We start from the raw sequence: 23,044 nt of genomic DNA, 5'->3' as shown, positions 1-23,044 counted from the left end.
TAAATGTGGTCGTAATGCGTGCTGAATAGAGGCGGTTGGAGAGCATATGAAGCCAGGGCGCGCGGTTGCGTAGTGAGCGGAGATACGACCTGGTAGCGGGCGGGAAAATTGGTTATTTGAGCACGTGAATAGAACCGAGAAAGGGATTTGATAACCTGCTCTTCACACCAAAAAGCACCGAATATGCGCATGCGAAAGGTAAGCTACGTGGTAGTGTTTAAATTCAGGAGGAGCGAACTCTCATGCGGCGTACTTTGGAAGCCATCTTTCGCAGAATCTGGTCTCTATGCATATTGCTTATTCTCTTGCCACTGATAGGGGTTGGTATCGCGTATCTCTTGCCGCGTTCGTACTCCTCATCGGCGACGATCTGGGCCTTGCATCGCTATACAGTAGTCGGTTCAACTGGTCCTGAGAGTAACCTGGATGCGACTCCGTCGCAGACACAAACGAATGCCTTGCTGGAGTTGCTCCATACACGCCAGTTTGCGCTCAACGTGGCCCGTAATACGGGTTTAGATCAAGAATTGAGTAGTTCACTGGCCTACAAGGTCAATAACTTGTTGCGGCCTGGTGATGTTGAGGATGCTGTGGTGAGTGAGGTATCCAGCAAAATAGTCGTCACACCCGATGGCTACAACCTGCTCTCAATCAGCTATGCCAACGGAAATCCCCAGATTGCGCAGCGGATCGTCCAGAACGTGATTACCGAATATTCTGGTCAGAGCACGAATCTCTCTCTCTACGATGGGCAGCGTTTGCTGGACTCATACCAAAAAGAGTTGACCAAGGCGAAGCAAGGGTACAATGATGCGGTTGTGGCAGAGGCAGGGTATCTCAAGGGTCACCCAGATGCCTTGCGTACAGATGCCCCCTACGATCCAAATTACGCGCGTTTACACGCTAACACACAGCAGGCGCAGACCTCTTTTCAGAACATCCAAACATCAATAGACAATTTGCGCCAGCAGCTTGCGAGCCTGGGCCAGGGGGCAAACGATCTCTTTAAAGTCATCGATTCTACTTCCGATGCTAAACCCGTTGCACGCATGAAATCTATCTTGCTCTGCGCGGGCGTAGGCCTTGGGTGTGCAGTAGCCGCGATTGTATTGTATCTCGTGATTGTAGTCCGCCGGGATCGCGCGGTCTATACCGCCTCACAAATTCAACTCGTGACCTCACTGCCCATCCTGATGCAGGCACCATACATCAAAGAAAGCACCAACACCCTGAGCATAGAGTAAAGAAGATGATATTGCTGTACCTGGGCAGCCGCAGGCTGCCCAGGTACAGCAATATCATCTATGAATACATTTGGAGTCAGTTAAGAAGAGCAAGCGAGCAGAGAAAAAGAAACGCGGGAGCATATGAAAAAAATGGAGATGCAGAATGCCGAACAGGGAAGCGCCAACAAGCCTGAGAGAGAGCAGAAATTCTTGGAAGACGTCGACCACTTAAAAACAGAGAAGCTCATGGTCATTGAAGCCAGGAAGGAAGAGGCGCGTACTGAAGAGAAGCATGTGACCCCGAAACAACTGAGCGCCCGACCAGCCAAAGCGCCCGCACAACGTCATTTGAGCAAGCGCGCGCTGGCGGAACAACGTCGCGAGATCGCGAACCTGCATATGTTGAAGGAGCGTTGTCGCCAGTTGTGCCTCTCGCTTTTCTTCCGTCGTGACACCACGGTGAGCAGTATTGGTTTTACCAGTTCGATCCCAGGTGAAGGTAAATCATATCTTGCCAGCATGACGGCCCTGGCCCTGGCGCAAGATATTCATGTTCCCGTGACACTGGTGGAGTGTAACTGGGAGCATCCCAGCTTGCACGAGGTGTTTGAGTGCGCACCGACGCCAGGACTGGCCGAGTGGTTGCGTGGCGAATGTGATGAGCACGAGATGCGGCGCCATATCACGCAAAACCTGACGGTGATACCAGCAGGTCGCGGGAGCCAGGATGCCGTCCGCCTCTTACAGCAGATGCGCAAGGACGATCTGAAATCGCTCTTCTCCGCCCTGGGTGAGCAGTACTTTATTCTTGATCTGCCACCCGTGGTAAGCACGGGCTACGGCGCGCTAGCCGCCTCCCTGGCCGATACCCTGTTTATGGTCGTACGCTCAGGTGTGACTACTGACCGTATGATTGCTGAGACCTGCGAGCAATTGAAAGATGTCTCCTTGCAGGGCATCATTATGAACCAGGAGCAGAGTCATGTTCCGAACTGGATTCGCCAGCTCATGTAGGAGAACTCTATGAAAGAGATACTTGGACTCCTGGGCTTCTTTTTTTTGATTGGCCTGCTGGCACAACAACATACCACGCGCACAAAATGGATCCTGGGCGTGGGTATTGCTGTTCTGCTACTGTATATGGCCCTGACCAAATGAGCAAGTGAGTTGAGGCGCGCATGGATATACGGCTCAAGTCGAAATCAACAGTAACCAGCGGCGGCCTGGGCGTGGAAACAGTTGCCTCGTCCCAGCAGGAACGAGCACAGAGCGAGCGCCGCCTCTTTATACGCGTGAGTATTGGAGTGTTGATTCTGGCCCCGGTGTTGATCCTGATAGGGGTCTTGAGCAGCTTCAGCCTCATGCTGGGCCTCATGCTGGTGATTGGCGTCCTGGTGGCAGTCGCGCGAAGGCCAATTCTTGGCTTCTATATGGTTGCCTGTTGCGCGGTCGTGTTTGAACAATTTTCGCTCTCGACCCCAATTCTGACGGACTCATTGCCCATCTACGCCTGGCCGCCTGCGCTGGCAGGATTGATAGAGCGCCCCATTGGCTTCTTCATGCTCTACATACTTGCGGTGATCGTCATCAAGCGCTGGCTGACGCGCCAACAGCCTTTGCTCAGAGGGGGCGCGATGAAGGGGCCACTGGCCTTTTTTCTGCTCTGTGTGGGCTGGGCGCTGGTCCATGGCTTGACGAGCGGCGGTATTATCAAAATCATCGTCATCGAGATCCGTCCCTTCTGGTATCTCTTCATGTGCTATGTGCTGGCCTATAATCTGCTCACGGAGAAGAGGCAGATCCGCAATTTTCTCTGGTTCCTTATTCTCTGTTCCGCGCTCAAGTCCCTGCAGGGCGTCTATGTCGTGCTGGGGCCGCTGCATGGTGATATGAAGGCGCAGCACGATATTCTGGGACACGAGGTGTCTTTTTTCTTTGTCATGGTGTTACTGGTGCTGATCGCCTTTTTCTTGCAGTATCGAGATAAAGCCCAGATGTGGGTGATCTTCTTGACGCTCCCCACCCTGCTCTATTCCCTGGAGGCCAACCAGCGCCGCACCGACTACGTAGCCTTAATTATCGGCGTCGGTATTGTATGGGTGCTCACCATGGTGATGAATCCACAACGTCGCAAACGCCTGTTGATCATTCTCTGTACCTGTGGCGTGTTGGGTGTAGGCTATGTCTTTGGCTTCGCACATAGCGGAGGTGTGATTGGTGAGCCAGCGCGCGCCATTTATTCAGTGTTTCATCCCGAGGGCGCGGACGCCAGTTCAAACGCCTATCGTGATGTCGAGGATTTCGATTTGCTCTATACCGTCAAAGAGAATCCGCTAGGGATGGGCTTTGGTAAGAAATTTCTCCAGCCCTTGCCTCTGGCACAGCTCGCCACCGATGACCCTACCGCGGGCGGTAATCCCTACGAGTATATTCCCCATAACACCATCTACTGGATCTGGATGCGTATGGGCTATATCGGGTATTTCGCGCTCTGGTTCCTGTTTGGCTCGCTCATCATCCGTGGCTGCATTATTGTGAAGCAACTGAAGGATCGCTATCTCCAGATGATAGGCATGATCCTGGTGGGAGCCATCTTTATGGAAGTGGCTGTGGCCTTCAGTGATTATCAGCTCTACTTCTTTAGGAACGTGATCTTCCTGGGCCTGATGATGGGAATGTTGCTGAAGTTGCCCGAAATCGAAGCAAAAGAGGAGCAAGAGAAGCGTGAAGATCCTGATCATAAGCTCGTACCTGCCCGCACCCCTGTGGGGAGCCAGCGCGCGTAGCTATTATTTGCTGCATGCATTGGCCAGACACCACGAGGTACGTCTCCTGGCCCTGGCAAGCCCGGAAGAGGTCCAGGCCAGCACTCAGCTTTCCCTGGTGCAAGAACTGAACAGACGTGTGACCGTGTTGCCCTTTCAGTCAGGGGGCGCGAAGCGTCGGCAGCAGTTAGAGGCCCTCCTACGGGGAAAATCCTACTGGCTGGAGGCCTGCATTCTCCCCGAGGTGCAGGACGCTATCGATGCACTCTATGCGCAAGAGCCCTTTGAGGCCGTCCTATATGAGGGACTCTTTGTGGCGGGCTATTGCTTGCCGCCCGGGGTCAAGGTAGTGCTCGATCAACATAATATCGAGCAAGAGCTCCTGTGGCGCACCTACCAGAATGAGAAGGAACCTGTGCGCAAAATCTATAACTGGTTGGAGTACAGGGTTCTCAAGCGTGGCGAGCTTGAACGTTGTCAGCAGGCTGACATGGTGCTGACCACGAGTGGGCGTGAGCAGGAGTGGTTGCAGATGAGGCTCCCCGATCAGCAGGTAGTTGTCATTCCTAACGGCGTAGACCTGGAGCGCTTTCAAGTAGACTCCGCTCGGCAGGAACAGGCGGGCCGAATTATCTTCACGGGAACCATGGATTACTATCCTAATAGCGCGGCTGTGCTGGCCTTTGCGCGCGACTACTGGCCGCATATTCACCGGCGGATACCGGGCGCGACCTGGCAGATTGTAGGGCGCAATCCACCACCAGAGGTAGAACGCCTGGGGGCGCTGCCCGGCGTGGTCGTGACCGGCTCTGTGCCAGACGTCCGGCCCTATCTCGCGGAGGCCGAGGTCGCGATTGTTCCGCTGAGTGTAGGCAGTGGCACGCGCCTGAAGATCCTGGAAGCCCTGGCGATGCAGAAGGCGGTGGTCTCGACGAGTATTGGTTGCGAGGGACTGGAGCTTGAGGCAAATACACACCTCCTGGTCGCCGACGAACCTGGTGCCTTTGTAGAGGCGGTGGTCTCGCTCTTACATGACGCGGAGAGGCGTGCGCGCCTGGGGAGTGCGGGAAGAGCACTGGTCGAGCAACGCTATGGCTGGGGATACTGTGGCGAACTGCTGACCCGGGCGGTGAGCGCACTAGCAAAAGAAGATGTGATGGCATGACGCGTGCTTTAGCAGCGTCGATAGGTTCTGATACCGCGCTATTGTCGAGATGTGTTTTTGCAGAGAGAGTGGGTATGTCTATGTTGCTTATTGTTTGGTTGCGCTGGCTGCTCGCAGGAGGAGAGATCCTCTTCTTGCTGCCGATCACCTACCTGTGCCTGGTCTGCCTGGCGGCGTTGCTGGAGGCCAGGCGTCGCGTGCGCCAGGAGGTGAATGTGACGGAGCAGGCTGGCGCAAGCCGCTTTTCTTTATTAGTACCTGCGCATGACGAAGAAGTGACGCTCCCCGGCTTGCTGAAAAGCTTGCAGGGCCTGACCTATGCGCGCGAGCACTACCGAATCTATATCGTCGCGGACAACTGCCATGACCGCACGGCGGAGATCGCGCGTTCCAGCGAGAACGTGCGCGTCTACGAGCGTTTTGACACAGAGAAGCGTGGCAAAGGCTATGCGCTCCACTGGCTACTCGGGCGTATCGAAACTGAAGCAGACGACGCAGAGTGGGCGGATGCCTACGTTATTCTGGACGCAGACTCTATTGTCGAGCCAGGCTTTCTGACGGTGCTCGACCGCGAACTGGCTGCGGGGGCCGTGGCGCTCCAGATGCATAACACCGTCTTAAATGGCTCTGATTCGCCCAGCACCGTGCTACGCTGGCTGGCCCTGACACTGGTCAATCACGTACGGCAATTGGGGCGCAATGCCCTGGGAAGTAGCGCTACCCTTACTGGGAATGGTATGTGCCTGCGCCGCACGTTACTGCAACGCCACCCCTGGCAATCCTTCTCTGTGACTGAGGATTACCAGTATTACCTTCAGCTAGTAGAGCATGGTGAGCGGGTGCGCTATGTCCCCGAGGCGGTTGTACGCTCACATATGCCAACCTCCTTTGAGCAGATGCGCACACAGGATATTCGCTGGGAGAGTGGCGCACCCGAGCAACCAGGCTGGAAGACTGCTCTCCGCCTGCTCCAAATCGCCGCGCGTGAGCGCGACTGGGTGCGCCTGGAGACGGCCTTTGAGTTCCTGACGCCCCCGCTCTCCCTGATGGTGGGAGGAAGTGTCCTGTTGTTCCTGCTGAGTTGCGTCCTGTACTCCTGGCTCACCCTGGGACTGGCCTGCGTCCTACTGCTTGGGCTGGCCTGTTACCTGGGAACCGGGCTGTACTTTATGCGGCCAACGCGAGAAACCTATCAGGCACTCTGGCACGCGCCCCGTTTTATGCTCTGGAAATTGTGGGTGTACCTGGTGGTACGGCGGAGCAAGCAGCATAGCGCTGAGTGGGTGCGGACCAGCAGGAGTTCCGTGGCGCTCGGCCATAGTGAAGAGGGAGGACAGGTATGAGCGCGGTCCGTGTCGGCGCGGTCACCTTTGACTGGTATCCATTTGATCCTCTGGTACGCCGCATCTCTGAGGCCGCCGTGGATGGGGGCGATGAAGTAGATGTCATCTGCCTACGGCAAGAGAGCGAACAGAAATCTGAGGTCTACAACGGGGTGCGTATCTTCCGCCTGCCCATGAACCGGGGCTTTGGGCAATCGCTGACGCTGACGCTCTTAAGCTGGGCCTGGTTTATGCTCATAGCAGGCTGGGTCCTGACCTTGAGGCATCTCAGGCGTCGCTATGATGTCATCCATGTGCATAATATCCCTGATTTTCTCGTCTTCTCGGCCCTTATCCCGCGCTTATTAGGCGCGAAAGTGATCCTGCATATTCAGGATACGGCTCCCGAACTAATGATCGCCAAGGCCAGTGGGCGTAAAGGTGCGTTGATCTTTCGCCTGGCCTGCTGGCAGGAGCGTATCTCCTGTGCCTTTGCGCACAGCGTTGTCACCGTCGGCTGGCCCTTTGAAGAACTTCTGCTCCAGCGAGGCGTGCCTCAAGAGAAGATCACCATCATCCTGAATAGTGCCGATCCCAAGCTCTTTCCCGAGGAGCGGCGATGCACTCCTCCCTATACCGTCGCTGAGCGGACCGGGCAGGCGGAGACAACTCCCTTCATCATCATGTATCACGGGACGTTGGCCGAGCGCAATGGCATGGATATCGCTATCCGGGCGCTGGCCCAGGCCCGGCAGACAGTTCCACAGTTGCGCCTGGACATCAAGGGGCGGGGCGAGCACCTGGCATACCTCAAACAGCTTGCGCAGGAGTTGGGGGTGCAGGAGCATGTCGTATTTACGGATCCCTGCGCTATGGAGGAACTGGTCGACTTCCTGCTTCAGGGAGATGTTGGCATCATCCCCTATCGCTGCAATGGCTTCTCTGAACTTGTGCTCCCCACCAAGGCTTATGAGTATGCCTGGATGCAGCGCCCCATGCTTGCCTCAGACACAAAGGCCATCCGCTCGATGTTTGGGAGTGAGTCCCTGATCCTATGCGATCCCGAGCGCGTTGAGAGCTTCGCCCAGGCCATGATCGACCTCTATCAACAACCAGAGCTACGCGAGCGCCTGGTCACGAACGCGCTGGAGGACTACACACCCTACCGCTGGGACGCGATGGCCCAACGCTACCGCCAGCTCCTGCGCACCCTGAGTGGGAAGAGTTCTCCCAAGGGGGCTACTAAAGAAGTAGAAGTGGCAATAAGCCATCATTAAGAGTCACATAAAGCAGACATGGTTCGAGGGGCCTAGCAACGCTAGGCCCCTCGAACCATGTCTGCTTTATACACTACCCACTTCGAGGATGCGCAGGAAGAAATCCTGGATGGTCACAGAATCGATGTCGCCGCTGATGGAGAGCGCCGCCTGGTGTCCAGAGGGCCAGCATGCAAAGCGGAGCAGAGGCGCAGTCAGGCCTTCTATCTGCTGTATAATATCGCTGCGCATCTCGAATTGGGCCGAGCGTGAGGTGCCCAGACCAGCAGGGAGGTGCAGGTAGTGCGCGTAGGAGGCACGCTCCTCCTCAGAGGCGCGCAGCGCGGCGTAGCCTTGCTCATGTAGGAAGGCCAGGACCGCCTCGGGTGTCTCAGGCGAAACACCAATAGCTGGACACTGCAAGGCTTCAAGCGTAAAGGAGCGCGCCTCCACGCTGACCTCGTGCTCATTCCGGGTGGTTGTGGGCTGCTCGACGAGCTGGACATGGCGCGCGAGAATAGTGGCGCGTTCGGTGCAATCGGCCACGATATGCCAGGTACCAGGCGCAGTCTGCTGGAGCGTGAAGGTGAAGCGAGCGCGCTCCTTCCACCAGCGGGCGATCTCGTCCAGGCGTGTGATCCAGACGGGGCGAGGCTGGCTAGTTGCGGTCCGCAATAGGATGCTCAGGGCCTGGCGGCAGAGTACTCCCCGCTCGGGATGCAGGTTGAGCACATACGCGCCCTCAAGCTCATACACATGCTGCATCACCAGGCTCCAGAGCTTGCCCACCTCCTCGCCCGAGGTAATGCGTAAGCGATCAAAGAGCATCTCATCGTCGGGAATGCTGGTCGGGATGCGCAAAAGCGTATCCTCAAAGTGCGGACGCAGGGCATAGGTTGTGCAGGACAGGGCGCGGTAGAGCGCCAGTGATTTCTGATAGCCGTCGAGAATTGTTGGGGGGAGCGAGGCCTGGTCAACAACGTCATGTAGCACGGCTTCATTGCTCTCATAGACGAAGCCCAGGTCTGTGAAGACCTGAACTGAGTCCTCGCTCCAGCCCAGGTAGGGATTGCGAAAGCCCTGAAACGGCATTTTTACCTGCTGAAAGGTTGCGATAGCGCGACTGGTTTGCGTATACTGTGCATCCTTGCTCAATTGGCGATAATCGTTGTGGACATAGCCGTGGATGCCGATCTCGGCCCCTGCCTGTTCGATGTCTGCTAGCAGGCGTGGATGGCGCTGTAAGACCACGGCGGGAATAAAGAAGGTTGGTGCAGCCTGATAGGGTTTAAGCTCATGAATGAGCGTTTCCAGCGAGCGGCGATTGCGTGTCTCACTAAAGCCAAAGCGGGAGAAGACGGTCCAGAGGCGGCGCGCGAAGTTGCGCGGCCCCTTGGTCTTGATGGAGAAGGAGACCAGGTTCAAGAGAAACCTCCCATGTCGTAGAAGAGAATGGGCCGGCTAGGCCGGCGACAGCATCTGCACGAGGGCACAAAAGAATGCTCCATCGCGAGCACGTTACTCTAGCAAGCAAGCAGGAGAAAGAACGCGGCTGCCATGAACATGGGAGTGGGGTATTTATTTGTAGTATCTGTATTATAACATACGCATGGGCTTATGCGAAATGGGGTATGAATGAGTGTTGAGGTCGACTTCGGGCTGATGCCCGAAGTCGACCTCAACACTCATTCATATGTCATACAATAGGGGCAAGCTGGTCTTGAAAAATTCGGTAACCATCGTGAGTGATCACACCTTCCAGGAGGAGATCATCATTGATGCGATAGCCTTCGGGATGAGGCTTAATATTGTCGAGGTGGGCGAAGAGCCAGCCGGCGGGTGAGAGCCACTGCTGAAAGTTGTCGAGGGCATGGCGCTGATTGAGGCCATAGGCATAGAGGATCTCGGCTTTCTGCTTGCCGTCATCGATCCATAATTCGGCAATATAGAGGACATAGACGGCAGTTTCAGGATCCATGGTTTTGCTCCTCCTGAGGAACGAGGCAGGAACGCACTACGCTGCTCTAAGAATAGTATGCCATAGAAAAAGCAATAAAGACAGCTCAAAACCAACTTTTCCAGGTCTGAGCGCACACCGAGACTCTACCTGCTATATAGAAACACGTCTCGCTTGCAGATCAGGGAGACACCTGGTCTGCAAGCGAGACTCTTTCAACAGGAGTTGCTGGCCTATTTTAGATTTTAGATTTTAGACCAGGTGGAAGCGCTGGCTTGCCTGGTGTGAGGCGGTTACCAGGAGCGAATCGCTGGCATCTATGCCGAGATGCCTGGCTGTACTGCGTACAATATCGTTGGCCAGGTGTTCAAGGAGCGCGGCGTTATCACGCTGTGAGAGCTGGATATGTCTGGAGCGTAGGAGCGTGAGCGGATCCCTCTGCCGTCTCCAGGCCAGCAAGGAGCGCAAGAGGCACACAAGAAAGAAGCATAAGATCGGAATATAGATGAGTAAGCTTAGCAGGTCAAAGAGTCCAGTGAGTAACCAGTTGGAGAGAAAACTATTGGAAGGTGAAGGGCTTACGAGGGCGCTTAGCCAGGAGGATTGAGCGAAGAGAGTCACGAAAGAGGGGGCGCAAAAAGGCGCGATAATGACAAAAAGAGTCAGCGCGACAAAGGCCAGGCAACGGAATAGGCTCACCGGTAAACGCAGCGTGGTTGTACGCGAGATATAGAGGTGTTCCGCCAGCGAGGTAAGAGAGAGGAAGACCGAGGCGTCCTGGCGTTGAAGCTGAATATATGCTGGCTGCCCTGACTGCCCATGCATGCAGGCCACCTGGATGTCATCGAGATCACGATGCCTGGCCTCTTCCTCCAGCAGCGTATAGACCCTGCCTGCCTCCATGTGATGTCCAGTCTGACTGGTCAGGAACCACGAGTGATGGGTAATAATGCTGCCATGCCCGGCGAGCACGGGACGAAGCTGAAGCTTCTGCATTTGCTTATGAGGCATCGGCCTGGGCTGGGGATCAGGCTGCGGCAGGGGCGCGACGGTCTTCCTGGCCACGATTCCCGGTATATTAGAAACGGTGAGCATGGGATCGGAGACCGGTAGCGCAAGAGCATCCTCCTCGTCCTCGGACTTTGAAAGCATGGAGGGGAGTGGCGTCTGTGGTATCTCGGTAAAACGCGCGAGCTTAGTAAAGGACCCCGTCCCCTTACGCTGGGTGGGCAGTTGTGCCCCACATTGAAGACAGGTCGCGGCCTGCTCAAAGTTGGCTACAAAGCAGTGGGGGCAGATGGATGGCATGCGTGATCCTCCTCTTCTACATTGCACAGAGATGTGTTCCTGATAGATCGCATGAGCAATACTATATCTATTCAGGCGACATTGTACATTTATGGATATAGCATGTCAATTATGACTTATATAGCCATACAGGCCATTTTTCATGTATTTTTAATCAAGCAAGCAAGATAGCATAAAACAGGGCCTGAGTAAGGTAGGTGCGAAGCGCATTATGAAGATTTATTCATGGTATGAAAAGCAGGCAACGAAGAGGAGAAGCGAAAGGGCGGTGTATACAAGCTTGATTATTATCAATATAGCAGCCATAGAACAGATTTACACATTGTAACACTCCCCGTGCGTCTACAGTGGGATTCGGCGCAACAAAAACATGGCACTGAAAGGAAGCAGGGGAAAAGTGGCAAAAAAAGAAGGCCTCATAGGAGGCCTTTGTAGAAGTGCCGAAGGGGGGACTCGAACCCCCATGCCAGTTAAGGCACAACGCCCTGAACGTTGCGTGTCTACCAATTTCACCACTTCGGCGGAAGTGATCCGTTCACTTAGAACGAGATCTATAATACAGGATCAGGCCCTCCCCTGTCAAGCCCTTGCATAAGGCAATTTAAAAGTTTGGCAAAAGCTCTCCAGCTTCTACAAGGGGGGCGACAAATCTTCAGTCTATCCTTGCCTAGAAAAATCCAAGGGTAAGATGTGTGCCTGGTTGATGGGCAAAGCCCATCAACCAGGCACACATCTTACCCTTGAGCGCCGCAGGCGCGAAAAGCCAAAACGCAGATGCGGCACATAGTTTAAGAAACTATGTGCCGCATTCGTCTCCATGGTATGGGTGCCGAAGGGGGGACTCGAACCCCCATGCCAGTTAAGGCACAACGCCCTGAACGTTGCGTGTCTACCAATTTCACCACTTCGGCGGAAGTGATCCGTTTATCTGGAACGAGATTTATAATACAGGATTGAGGTTCGTCTGTCAAGAGTTTTCCCAGCCATTTTTCAGGGCTTCGCCTTAAAAAGCAGTTCAGTTGACAGTTACCCACTTTGGGGGCCTTTCCCATCTGGTTTGCTGGTTCAGTATCCTATCCAGTGGCCTCAGCTTTCGTGCTATAATAACAGAGATTGTTCCAACTGGTTGCTTGGTATACCTGAGTTCTCCTTCCTGCATGAGAAGAAGTGGGGGCCAGGATGAGGAGGAGTGCGCCCTTTGCGGTTACGTCGAGAGATAGGTGCTGTAACGGCAGAGATGTTCAAGGCGTGTCAGTGCAGAGAGGCGCAGCAAACAGAAGGAGGTTGAGATGCAGGAGACAAGGACTGCCCCCGCGCGAGCGGCCATCGATATCGGGAGTAATACACTCCAACTACTGATCGCGAGGTGCCAGGGCGATTCTCTGGACATCCTGGTGGATGAGGAAGAGATGGTGCGCCTGGGAAAGGATGTCAATGCGCATGGAGAGATCTCGCCGCAGAAGCGCGAGGAGGTCATTGATATTCTCCAGCGCTATAAAGCTCTGGCGGTTGAGCACCAGGTAGAGTCTATCTTCGTGGTCGCGACCGAGGCGACGCGCAAAGCACGCAATAGCCAGCAATTCCTGAACGCTATAGAGCGAGCGGTCGGCGTCAAGACGCAGGTGATCGGCGGCGAGGTGGAGGCGATGTTGACCTTCTATGGCGCAAGCTACGAGTATTATCGCCAACAAGGGGCACCCGATCCTCTCGTCGTTATGGACCTGGGTGGTGGAAGCACCGAACTGATTAACGCGCAGCGCGGGAAAGTAAAATGGCTGACCTCTGTTCCCGTTGGTTCTGGCTGGCTGCATGATCGCTATATGCCTTCGGACCCACCAACTGAGGACGAGCGCGATCTTGCGCAGGTGTTTCTCAAGGCATACATGGATGGAACACGCCTCAAAAGCAGGCCCGAGGCGCTCATTATCACAGGTGGTAGCGCGAAGGCCCTCTTAAAGATGGCCCGCGCCGCCTTAGAGCTTGGGGACGAGGTGCAGCGCCTCTCCTTTATGGATGTTGTGCGTTGTGATGGATTGCTCAGTTCGTTAACAGCAGGAGAAGTCGCCCGGCGCTATGGCATAGACGAGAAGCGCGCGGCAGTCTTACCCGCGGGAGCGACGATCATTCAGGCCGTGATGACACGCTTGCAGCTATGCGAAGTTCGCATAAGCACGCATGGTATTCGTGAGGGCGTTCTCCTGGCCTATGCGCGGCATGGCGATGATTGGCTGGCGACGTTGGAGTCGCATGGGGAGAGCGCGGGCAGCAAGAAGTCGACCAGCACAGGGGCGGAGATGGTCACGGAGACCTTCGCTGAGACGGGCAGGCGGCTCTTGAGTGAGGGGGCTCGCAAGATGGGCGAGTGGCGCGCGGAAGTATTGAAGAATGAGGATGTGGAGGCTGTGCATAAGATGCGCGTGGCATCAAGGCGCCTGCGTGCAGTGCTGGACGCCTACGAGGATATCTGCGAGCCGAAAGCCTTTAAAAAGGTCTATAGCTGGACCAGAGAACTGGCGGATATGCTCGGCCAGGCCCGCGATACCGATGTCATGATCCAGAACTTGCAGCAGCGTGAGGAGGAGGCAGAGGCGGAAGAGAAAGAGGGCCTGAACTGGTTTATTGCGCGTCTACGCGTCTATCGCGATGAGCACCAGCTTGCGCTGGCGCGCTACCTAAAAAAATTAGATGAGCAGAAACTTTTGCGCCTGATCGATGCCTGTCTGCCGAAGGAGGGAAAGCGCCATGGCTAAAGCGAGAGCTATTCACGGTTTGCAGCCTCAGGCCACGACAGGCGAGAACGCGCGCAAGATCATCGAGACGCGCCTGGACGAATTGTATCAATGGGAAAAGTATGTGGGTGAAGCCTATCGTTCGCGCGAACTGCACGACATGCGCATCGCGGCCAAACGTCTGCGCTATACACTGGAACTGTTTGCCGACACATTGCCGCCTACATGTGCAGTGCTGGTCAAAGATGTGGAGCAGATACAGGGGGAGTTAGGGGAGCTACACGACAATGATGTCATGGTTGCATTGCTGCGCTTATGTCTGGGAAGTGTGGGTGGTGGGAATCCTTATCAGACCGCGTTAACGCAGGCGCCGACGCTTGCTAGACAGAAGTCACAGGGGAAAATCGTGGTAGAACCGGGCCTGGTGGCACATATGACCAACCCGAAGGTCGCACCTTCGGCGGAGGAGCGCCTGGGACTTGAGGTGCTCTTGCGAGCCTATGAAAAACAACGTGAACAATCTTATATGGCCTTTCGCGAGCATTGGCAACAGCTACAAGAGCGAGATTTTCGCCGCGAATTACTGTATGCTATACATGGGTAGGTTTCAGAAGAGTTACTGGTATCCGGCCTGATCTGTATAGAGTAGGAGCGTAACAAGCTGTGACGGCAAGGCTGTGTTATGGTTGTGGGGGATAACATGGTGCAGCGAGACAAAAGGAGTAACGGCATGACTTCTAGTTCAATCGAAGATTTGCGCTGGTGGCAGCAGGCACATCCGACCGAAGAAGAATTATTGCAGAGCGGAGGCTTGCTGGTCGAGGATTGGCCTCATGCACGCTATGTGGTGAGGCTCTCGCGTGCCTTATTTGAAGCGACGCGTCCCCTACACAAGCTGGATGAGCATGCATGGCTCTTGCTGGAGCGGGCAGCCTTCCTGCATAACGCGGGCATGATGGTCGAGGAGCGTCAGCACCACAAGCACTCTTATCGATTGATCAAGGCGACTCAGTTGCCGGGCTTTAGCGAGAGCGAGCGGCACGAAATCGCCTGTATCGCACGTTATCATCGTCGCGCGTTGCCCAGCAAAGAACACGAAGAGTTCGCCACCCTTAAGCCATCAGCACGCAAACTCGTCTCTACGCTCGCGGCGCTCTTGCGCGTAGCTGACGCGTTAGACTACAACCATGATGGGCGTGTACTGGGCCTGGTGGCTGAGGAAGAGGGGTGTACAAAAGATATCTGGACGATTGATCTCCGTGTACGCCCCCTGGCCGACCTTGATGAAGAAATTACCCATGCCTATGCCAAGGCCGACCTCTTCGAGAAGGTATTTAAGCGTAAGCTACGCTTAAAAGTGCATGTGCAAGAGCGTTAGTCGTGCCGAGTACTATTTTATTGCATGCTTGCCTCATGCCTCAGCCTGTGTTGTGAGCACAATAGCCGCGCCGCAAGTCTGGGTTGGATGAATCCAGACGAGTGGGTGAGGCTGCTCTTGCATTGTATAAATCACGCCGTGCGCATCGAGATAGTGCATGGCGGCGGGAAGGTCTGCCACCGCCAGGGTGATGCGGCAGAGGCTCTCGCCATATCGTTGTAGGTAAGCAGCGAGCGAACCTACTTCAGGGAGGTGACCCTGCGGGTTTGCTGGATCGATATTTGTTGGTAGCGGCATAGCCAACTCAAAGCTTTGCCCCGATGCGTTGTTTCCTCTTACCAGGGGGAAAGAGACCAGCAGCGCGTCCCATCCCTCATGCTCCCCACCGAATTGGATGGAGGGTTCTAGCCCATAAATGCGTTGAAAGCGTCGAGTGGCCTCTTCAAGATTCTCCACAACAAGCGTCGTGCTCAGGACCTTTAGCGCACCTAATGGATGAGTTGGCGGGTGCTGCCAGCCAGCCAGGCGAAAGCGGCGCTCCTCGCCGGTGCTATCGTGCTGAATCAGGAAGGGATAGTGCTGGGCGAGATCTGGGCGCTCAACGTCTGTACGCTGCCAGCCTCGGCTGCGACCCTCAGCACTATTGAGTGCGCCAGCATTAGGACCATTTACGGAGACGCCCCGTGCCCTTATGGCCTGGCTATCGGCCTCGATATCGTCTGAGCCAAGAACAAAATTGAGGTATCCCTCGCCCTTCGCCAGCCGGTCGAGCATGCTCTGTTGTGCCTCTGCCACCTCCTCAACCGAAATCAACTCCAGGTAGGTATCTCCAATAACGATAATGCGGTTGGCCGTGCCCCCAAAGGGATGGCGTCCACCGCCACTGGCAAGCAGCCCCAGGTTCTGCTCAAAGGTTTGTGTAGCCTTCTCAAGGTCATTGACGCCGATAATAATATGGTCAATCCCCGTAAGCATAGTCGTTATCCTCCTAGAATAACGACAAAAAGAAGAGCGGCAGGATACCCTGCCGCTCTTCTTTTTGTCGTTCTAATTTACCCGCGGGAGCGAGCAAGCTCGCGTGACTCGCGACGACCGGCCAGCGCGACCTGTTCTTTGCGCTTGCCGCCAAAGATGCCAAAGCCCAGTTCGCCGTGCTCCCAGATGACCAGCAGCATGCTGGCGTTGAAGATCGAGGAGTAGGTACCGCTAGCGATACCGATCAGCAGCGTTAGAGTAAAGGTATGAATGCTGGTGTTGCTACCGAAGAGCGTGAGCGCCAGCAGGGTAAAGAGCACGGTGAGCGAGGTATTGAGTGAGCGAGCCAGGGTCTGAACCAGGCTGGCGTTCACTACCTGCTCAAAGGTCTCAGTTGTGCGGCGGATCATATTCTCGCGAATACGGTCAAACACTACGATGGTATCATGCACCGAGAAACCGACGACGGTCAGCAGTGCCGTGATGAAGAGGGCATCGATCTGGATATTGAAGAAGTGACCCAGGATCGAGAAGATGCCAACCACCACCAGGACGTCGTGCAGCATGGCGATGATCGCGCAGGCGCCATAGCGCCATGGGCGGCTCACCTTGCGGAACGAGAACCACAGGTAGAGCAGGATCGCCAGCGACGAGGCCGCGACCGCGAAGATTGAGTAGAGCTTCGTTTGATCAGCAACCGAGCCACCAACCGTCGAGCTATCGATCAACTGGACATAGATGCCTTTGTTGTAGAAAGCTTGCTGAACTTTCTCGATGTCGCCATTATTGGTCTGGAACTTGTTGCTGGTCAGCAGTGAGATGGCCTGTGTCTGGTTGTTGTCACCAATCACGGGCTTATTGGCTGTCACCGCTTTGTCATTGATTTTCGGCAGGCCAGTCGTGGCCTGGCTCAGCTTGGCGCTATCGGGCACTTTGGAGAAGCCAGAGATCGAGACCATGCTGAAAGCAGAGCTACCAGTGCCATAGTTGTCCTGGCGGAAATTCAGCTGTTCACCTGGAAACTGTTTCTGCACATTGCTCTTAATGGTATTCAGGACCGTGTTATCGATCTGCGGAGTCAGGCGAATCCAGGCCGCGCGGTCGGCGCGAATTTTCGGGTTCTGCGTGAAGTTGACCTGCACATCCTTCAGGTTAAGTGGCTGAAGAATGTCCTTGACTTGGGCGGTCGTCTGAAAGCTCTTATTGGGCAAGAGGTCGACACTACTACCGCCACTGAAGTCGATGCCGACATTTAGACCCCACATGAACAGGGCAATGACGCCGGGAACGATGACCAGCAGCGAGACGGCCAGGAATATAAAGCGATATTTAATCAGGTTAAACACGGCATCCTCCTCTAGACTGTGCCGTTACGGCGTGCAAGGGCCGCTTTGGGGGTGGCATTCCCCGGAAGCCCAAACAGCGCGGGATGGTTGACGACACCGGTCGGCACCAGCAGGTTCAGGAAGGTGCGGGTGACGGTGATGGCGGTGAACATACTAATCACGACGCCCAGGAACAGGGTAGTTGCGAAACCAACGATGATTGTCGCGCCGAAGTTTGTGCCGAAGATGTAGAGCACGGCGCAGGTAATCATGGTCGAGATGTTTGAGTCGCGAATGGAAGGCCAGGCGCGTTTCCAACCAATGTCGATGGCGGAGGCGAGGAGGCGCCCCTCGCGCAGCTCTTCCTTCACGCGTTCAAAGATGAGCACGTTGGCGTCTACGGCCATACCAATTGAGAGGACAAAGCCCGCGATACCCGCCAGTGACATCGTTACACCGATCATCTTAAAGACGGCCAGGGTCAACAGTGAGTAGAGGATCAAGGCCACATCAGCGAGAAAGCCGGGGAGGCGATAGTACAGGAGCATGAAGAGCATAACGATGCCCAGGCCAATGGCACCGGCGATCAAGCTCTTCGTGATTGAGTCCTGACCGAGGGTTGCGCCAACGGTTGACTCACTGCCAATGTCGAAGGAAATGGGCAGAGCACCAATCTTCAGCAACTGTACGAGCTGATTGGCATCGTCAACTGTGAAGTTGCCCTCGATGACACCGTTACCAGGCAATTGGCTATTAATGACGGCGGACGAGATGACCTTTTTATCCAGCGTAATCGTCATATACTTGCCGACGTTCTGGGAGGTATAGGTGCTCAGGCGACCGACCGCATCGCCACGCATACCAAAGGCGATGACATACTGGCTGGTCTGCGAATTTTGTTGGACGCCCAAAGAATTTGGGTCGAGGTCATTACCAGTGAAGAGCGGTTTGATGCTGCCATTGTTGTCGGCTGCGAAATCGCTGGGGTTTAAGGTCGCACCGTTCTGCAAGGGTGTAGTTCCGGTGTTCCAGATCTCAAGCTGGCCTGTGCGCAGCAGCGATTCAACATCTGCCTGCTGGTTGCCGCTATTGTAGCCAGGCAGCTCGACTACGATGCTTTTCTGACCGTCAAGCGTGGTCTGGGTGCGCACTACGGGCTCATTTACGCCCAGGCCCTTGTTCACACGCTGCTCGATCAGGTTGCGCGCGGTCGCCATCTCATCATCAGTGGGGTTCTGACCTGGCTTGGGGTTCAGCAGCACGCGTACGCCACCTTGCAGGTCGAGACCCTCATGGAAGGTGAAGGGATTGTTAATGCCGTATAAGGGCTTTCCACCTTTCTGGCTCGTTGCATTTGGCCAGAAGACCGTGAAGGCTGCGCCCGCGGCTAATAGGATGATTAAAAAGAGGAGTGCGAGTGTTCCTCGGCGCATATGTACTGTTTCCTCTCACTCAATGTGTGGTGATACGTTGAAGTCTGTGCAATTAACTGCCCATCTTCCACCGAGCGCAAATAAAAGCGTTCTTTATGATTAGGAACGCAGACGCGCCTCTCTTGATACCAGTGAAGTATAGCATAGTTGATTGCTATTGCCTATCCTGTTGTTGTGCCTTTGTGCCCGGATACCTAAATCTATACTCGGTCCTGGATTATCTCAATCTATACTCGGCAAATATCATAAAAATTGCAGGGTCTTCCCCCTCCAGGGGGAAATATGGTGCCAGCGACGAACATGAACATCTCCTTGTGCTCGATATCAACCTATTATAGCAAAAAAACTCAAAGAAAGTCTGAGGGAAACCAACACCAGTCCAGGCTGCCAGGTGGAGCAAGCGCACCTGGCATGGACCTGGAGAGATAGGAATATGCAGACTAGGAGCTACCTGAGGGTACTATGCTTAGAAGTAGGGAGAAATCTCTACCTGAATTCAGGGGTAAAAGCCGTCTTCTAAAAGAATCCACCGGAGAATGTGGCTCATAAACAATCTGAAAAAAGACTGTGTAAGAAGTGTAACAATAGTAGAGATCTCTTCGTAGTAACTTACGATATATCGTTTTTGGCTATTATTGACTACCAAGTTTTAAAGGAGCTGCTGCTTTTTATGGAGACTACTGTGCAGGGTGTTTCTGGTGCGCAAGCCAGTAGCCATGAAATTGTCATGGATGTCCGCGATATCACGAAAAGTTTACCGCTTGGGCGTGAGCGGATTGAGATTCTAAAAGGGATTAGTTTTCAAATTCAGCGTGGGGAGTTTGTCTCCATCGTGGGACCTTCTGGTTCCGGTAAGAGCACGCTCCTGGGAATTATCGCTGGTCTGGATAATCCAACGACAGGCAATGTATTGATTGATGGTGTCGATATCGCGCGTATGACCGAGGGCAAGCTGGCGGTGGTACGCAATCAGAAGATCGGCATGGTCTTCCAGGCATATAACCTGATCCCAACCCTGACGGCGCAGGAGAACGTCGAGGTGCCGCTCTACGTCGGCAAGCACAAGGGTTCGCCCTCGGCGCGCGCTAAGGAATTGTTGGACCTGGTGGGTCTCTCGCATCGCCTGGGCCATCGCCCCAGTCAGCTCTCGGGTGGTGAGCAGCAGCGCGTCGCCATCGCGCGCGCGCTGGCGGCTGATCCTCCCATTGTGATCGCCGACGAGCCAACGGGTAACCTGGACGCGCGTAACGGTGAGAAGGTGTTAGAGTTGATCGCCACGCTACGTGACCAGACTGGTAAGACTTTTATTATCGCCACGCATGATCAGAATGTGGCCTCGCATGCCGGACGAACCATACGTATCGTCGATGGGCTGATCGCTGAAATTGATAGCACCGGTGGGAGAATTGTGCAATGAAGGCCTCGATGTACTTTAACTACACCTCGCGCTCGTTGGTGCGAGGTGGGCAGCGTACGGTCCTGGCCCTCTTCTGCGTAGCGGTCGGTGTCATGGCGATTGTAGCCCTGCAACTGGTGGGGCTTATGATCAATAACGCCTTTACCAGTAACGTGCGCGATGCCAACGGCGGCGATATCGCCGTCACCTCCAATAACCAGCCCTTTAATGGGGATGACCTGAAGTTCTTTGATACGCTTAAAAAAGATAAGGTCATTAGCAACTATACCCCGGTTGTGAATGCGCAGGCTTCCTCAGGCAGCGGCTCGATCTCCCTGCGGCAGTCCTTCTCGGTCCGCGTCGTCGATCCCAAGGTCTATCCCCTGGGGACGCCGCTGAGTGTGAAGGACCCGAAGAACGCGACCGTTGTAGACCTGTTGCAGAATAAGCAGATCATTGTCACCCAGGCTTTTGTCGATCAGTATCACAAAAAGGTCGGAGACGAACTCGATGTGCGCGTAACTTCGTCCGACCGCCAGACGCGCGTGATTAAGACTAAGATCGCAGGCATTGTGGACAACAGTGGCGTGCTCTCCCAGGCGGGCAGCGTGGCGCTGATCTCCCTGGCCGATTATAAAGATCCTAACGCGAAGGTCGCGCAGACCTATGATACCGTCGATGTGAGTACCGTCGACAAGGCGCATATGAATGACGCGGCCAAAAAGCTGCGCGACAATTTCCCCATCGCGAATGTGCGCACCGTCGACGACGCCGTCAAAAATCAGCAGGCGACAATCGACAACATCCGCAAGTTCCTGGAGATCGCGGGTCTGCTGGCCCTGTTGATTGGTGGCGTGGGTATCGTCAATACCATGCAGGTCTTGCTCTCACGGCGCAAGACCGAGATCGCCATGCTCAAGACGACAGGCTACCGGCGCTTTGATCTCTACCTGCTCTTCGGGCTGGAGGCAGCGCTGCTGGGCCTGGTTGGTGGTGTACTTGGCGCTGCGACCTCGGTTGGCGTGAGCTACCTGGTGCGCAACATTGTACAGAACACCTTCCTTTTGAATATTCCCTTTATACTGGACTACACAACGATTGTGGGCGGCGTAATCATAGGGGTTGCGACCTCGCTCATCTTTGGCCTCTTGCCTATCGTCCAGGCGGCGAATATTCGTCCGCTCAACGTCATTCGTGACCTGCCCGAGGGGAAAGGCGCGGGGAGCCTGGTCCTGACCGTCTTCCTGCTGCTGCTGCTCTCGGTGCTTTTCTGCGCCCTCTCGATTGTCATCCTGAACAATGACATCCGGCTGGGCATAGGTGTGGTCTATGGCACCTTCATCTTTCTGGCCCTGCTGAGCGTCTTCTTTGGGCTGATTGTCTGGTTTATCAGCCGGCTGCCTGTGCCAGAGCGCTTCTCCGTTGGCTACCTCTCTTTGATCGTCCTGGGAGTGGCCTTTGCGCTCTTCCTGTACTGGGTCTTGCCCAACTACCTGAACTTCCCTTACTTGCAGACGTTTGGTTTGATCTTCCTGGTCATCTCGCTACTAGGCTTGCTGGTTGTGGTGTTGCCGCGTACATGGAAAGCGAATGTCAAAATGGCGCTGCGCAACATTGGTCGTCAGCGTGCGCGCACAACGACTACCATGCTGGCGCTCTTTGTAGGCATCTTTACCATTGGTCTGATCTTGATCTTGGGCCAGGACCTGCGTGACCAGGTCAATGATGTCATCTCCAAGACGCTGAACTATAACGTGGTCTCGATCACCAGTGGCAATGATACGCAGAAGTTGCAGGATAAGCTCTCAAGCTTGAATGGGCTCTCCAGCTACCAACGTCGTACCCTGGCCTCAACCGTGCCGGTAGCGATCAATAACAAGCCGCTTCAGGAGATCCTGCCTAGCGAAGGCGATAAGGCCAAGTCTGGTCCGGGTTCGCTGGGCAGAGGTGGCGCGCTCTACTTCCTGAGCGGAGTCGAGGGCTACGATGTGGGAAACAACCAGTTCCCTAGTACCAAGGACCTGCAGATTATCCAGGGGCGCAACCTGAACGCCAGCGATGAGGGAACGGACAATATCCTGATCGCCAGCGAGTTGGCCAACCTGGACCCCTTCCACTTGAAGGTTGGTGACAAGATTACCCTGGCGGGCCAGGATCGTGTCAGCATCAAAACCGTCACGGTTGTGGGCGTCTACCAGCAGAGTAGCCTGGGTGGGAGTCTCTATCCACTACTGGGAACGCGTAGCAGCGTCAAGGCGCTCTCGCCAGGAGGCGTCGAGCAGTCGGTTTTCTACATGAAGATCGATGCCAACAAGCTCAATAGCGCTGTAGATGCTATGGGCAAGACAGTTCCTGACGCCTTTGTGCTCAACCTGGCGAATATCAGCGATTTCGTCGATCAATTGCTGAACGACATCTTGCTCACGTTGACGACTATTGCCTCTCTCTCGCTGGTAGCGGGCGTTATCATCATCGCTAACGCGGTGGCGCTAGCCATGCTGGAACGCAGGCGCGAGTTGGGCATCCTCAAGTCGGTGGGCTATACCAGCAGTTCGATTCTCAGTGAGGTCATGATTGAGAATGGCGTGGTAGGTGGCACGGGCGCGCTACTGGCCATGCTACTCGTCACGGGCGCGATCAGCGTGCTGGGTGCCCTGGCCTTTGGCGCGACCTTCGGCGTAAGCGTGCCAATGGCGCTGGCCCTGATCCTGGGCTCGGCGGCACTGGCCATACTCACCTCGGCCATTGTGGCCTGGGGAGCAGTACGAGTGCGTCCACTCGAAGTATTGCGCTACGAGTAGAAATAGTG

General features: G+C 55.1%; 18 protein-coding genes and 2 tRNA genes. 12 read left to right on the top strand and 8 right to left on the bottom strand.

The window, feature by feature from the left end; translation table 11 throughout:
* Window positions 1-242: 242 nt before the first annotated feature.
* The 7 genes from JMJ04_RS04575 (at window position 243) to JMJ04_RS04550 (ending at window position 7,755) form a co-directional block, all read left to right on the top strand.
* Window positions 243-1,244, top strand: coding sequence for a GumC domain-containing protein (locus JMJ04_RS04575; protein ID WP_201369368.1), 1,002 nt, complete (start codon window positions 243-245; stop codon window positions 1,242-1,244).
* A 123-nt stretch (window positions 1,245-1,367) separates the two neighbouring features.
* Window positions 1,368-2,240: a CpsD/CapB family tyrosine-protein kinase gene (locus JMJ04_RS04570; protein WP_201369367.1), complete on the top strand. Its 873-nt coding sequence runs from the start codon at window positions 1,368-1,370 to the stop codon at window positions 2,238-2,240.
* A gap of 9 nt (window positions 2,241-2,249) precedes the next feature.
* Window positions 2,250-2,384 carry a hypothetical protein gene (locus JMJ04_RS47945; RefSeq protein ID WP_255552905.1) on the top strand — a complete coding sequence of 45 codons (135 nt, stop codon included), beginning with the start codon at window positions 2,250-2,252 and terminating at the stop codon, window positions 2,382-2,384.
* 20 nt (window positions 2,385-2,404) lie between these two features.
* Window positions 2,405-4,012, top strand: a complete 1,608-nt coding sequence (locus tag JMJ04_RS04565) for an O-antigen ligase family protein (RefSeq protein WP_201369366.1) — start codon at window positions 2,405-2,407, stop codon at window positions 4,010-4,012.
* Window positions 3,951-5,156 (top strand): glycosyltransferase, encoded by a 1,206-nt coding sequence (locus JMJ04_RS04560; protein WP_201369365.1) that lies wholly within the window; start codon window positions 3,951-3,953, stop codon window positions 5,154-5,156. Before JMJ04_RS04565 ends, JMJ04_RS04560 begins: the two co-directional genes overlap by 62 nt.
* 80 nt (window positions 5,157-5,236) lie before the next feature.
* On the top strand, window positions 5,237-6,499 hold the full coding sequence (locus tag JMJ04_RS04555; protein ID WP_201369364.1) for a glycosyltransferase family 2 protein: 1,263 nt from the start codon (window positions 5,237-5,239) through the stop codon (window positions 6,497-6,499).
* Window positions 6,496-7,755, top strand: coding sequence for a glycosyltransferase family 4 protein (locus JMJ04_RS04550; RefSeq protein WP_201369363.1), 1,260 nt, complete (start codon window positions 6,496-6,498; stop codon window positions 7,753-7,755). Before JMJ04_RS04555 ends, JMJ04_RS04550 begins: the two co-directional genes overlap by 4 nt.
* Before the next feature lie 66 nt (window positions 7,756-7,821).
* On the opposite strand, the gene JMJ04_RS04545 is transcribed toward JMJ04_RS04550, so the two are convergent.
* The 5 genes from JMJ04_RS04545 to JMJ04_RS04525 all read right to left on the bottom strand — a co-directional run bounded on the left by JMJ04_RS04545 (window position 7,822) and on the right by JMJ04_RS04525 (window position 11,910).
* On the bottom strand, window positions 7,822-9,159 hold the full coding sequence (locus tag JMJ04_RS04545; protein WP_201369362.1) for a polysaccharide deacetylase family protein: 1,338 nt from the start codon (window positions 9,157-9,159) through the stop codon (window positions 7,822-7,824).
* Between the two features lie 271 nt (window positions 9,160-9,430).
* Window positions 9,431-9,712 (bottom strand): hypothetical protein, encoded by a 282-nt coding sequence (locus JMJ04_RS04540; RefSeq protein WP_201369361.1) that lies wholly within the window; start codon window positions 9,710-9,712, stop codon window positions 9,431-9,433.
* Window positions 9,713-9,943: 231 nt separating this feature from the next.
* Window positions 9,944-10,999, bottom strand: coding sequence for a zinc ribbon domain-containing protein (locus JMJ04_RS04535; RefSeq protein WP_201369360.1), 1,056 nt, complete (start codon window positions 10,997-10,999; stop codon window positions 9,944-9,946).
* Between the two features lie 438 nt (window positions 11,000-11,437).
* Window positions 11,438-11,521, bottom strand: a tRNA-Leu gene (locus JMJ04_RS04530).
* A 305-nt stretch (window positions 11,522-11,826) separates the two neighbouring features.
* A tRNA-Leu gene (locus JMJ04_RS04525) sits at window positions 11,827-11,910 on the bottom strand.
* A 378-nt stretch (window positions 11,911-12,288) separates the two neighbouring features.
* Here JMJ04_RS04525 and JMJ04_RS04520 point away from each other — a divergent pair.
* The 3 genes from JMJ04_RS04520 (at window position 12,289) to JMJ04_RS04510 (ending at window position 15,106) form a co-directional block, all read left to right on the top strand.
* Window positions 12,289-13,749: a Ppx/GppA phosphatase family protein gene (locus JMJ04_RS04520; RefSeq protein WP_201369359.1), complete on the top strand. Its 1,461-nt coding sequence runs from the start codon at window positions 12,289-12,291 to the stop codon at window positions 13,747-13,749.
* On the top strand, window positions 13,742-14,332 hold the full coding sequence (locus JMJ04_RS47940) for a CHAD domain-containing protein (RefSeq protein ID WP_201369358.1): 591 nt from the start codon (window positions 13,742-13,744) through the stop codon (window positions 14,330-14,332). The genes JMJ04_RS04520 and JMJ04_RS47940 overlap by 8 nt, the downstream gene beginning before the upstream one ends.
* A gap of 126 nt (window positions 14,333-14,458) precedes the next feature.
* Window positions 14,459-15,106 (top strand): HD domain-containing protein, encoded by a 648-nt coding sequence (locus JMJ04_RS04510; RefSeq protein ID WP_201369357.1) that lies wholly within the window; start codon window positions 14,459-14,461, stop codon window positions 15,104-15,106.
* 33 nt (window positions 15,107-15,139) lie between these two features.
* On the opposite strand, the gene JMJ04_RS04505 is transcribed toward JMJ04_RS04510, so the two are convergent.
* From JMJ04_RS04505 to secD, 3 genes are all read right to left on the bottom strand, one after another.
* The gene (locus tag JMJ04_RS04505; protein ID WP_201369356.1) at window positions 15,140-16,081 is read right to left on the bottom strand and encodes a VOC family protein; all 942 of its coding nucleotides are present in this window, start codon (window positions 16,079-16,081) and stop codon (window positions 15,140-15,142) included.
* Window positions 16,082-16,158: 77 nt separating this feature from the next.
* Window positions 16,159-17,427 carry a protein translocase subunit SecF gene (gene secF, locus JMJ04_RS04500; RefSeq protein WP_201369355.1) on the bottom strand — a complete coding sequence of 423 codons (1,269 nt, stop codon included), beginning with the start codon at window positions 17,425-17,427 and terminating at the stop codon, window positions 16,159-16,161.
* 11 nt (window positions 17,428-17,438) lie between these two features.
* On the bottom strand, window positions 17,439-18,839 hold the full coding sequence (gene secD / locus JMJ04_RS04495; RefSeq protein WP_201369354.1) for a protein translocase subunit SecD: 1,401 nt from the start codon (window positions 18,837-18,839) through the stop codon (window positions 17,439-17,441).
* 670 nt (window positions 18,840-19,509) lie between these two features.
* On the opposite strand from secD, the gene JMJ04_RS04490 reads away from it, so the two are divergent.
* On the top strand, window positions 19,510-20,256 hold the full coding sequence (locus JMJ04_RS04490) for an ABC transporter ATP-binding protein (RefSeq protein ID WP_201369353.1): 747 nt from the start codon (window positions 19,510-19,512) through the stop codon (window positions 20,254-20,256).
* Window positions 20,253-23,036, top strand: a complete 2,784-nt coding sequence (locus JMJ04_RS04485; protein WP_201369352.1) for an ABC transporter permease — start codon at window positions 20,253-20,255, stop codon at window positions 23,034-23,036. The genes JMJ04_RS04490 and JMJ04_RS04485 overlap by 4 nt, the downstream gene beginning before the upstream one ends.
* The last annotated feature ends 8 nt before the right edge of the window (window positions 23,037-23,044 follow it).

It is taken from the genome of Ktedonobacter robiniae, from assembly GCF_016587375.1.
GTDB lineage: Bacteria > Chloroflexota > Ktedonobacteria > Ktedonobacterales > Ktedonobacteraceae > Ktedonobacter > Ktedonobacter robiniae.
The sequence above is the reverse complement of the archived record's forward strand: the minus strand, read 5'-3'. Positions and strand labels throughout refer to the sequence as shown.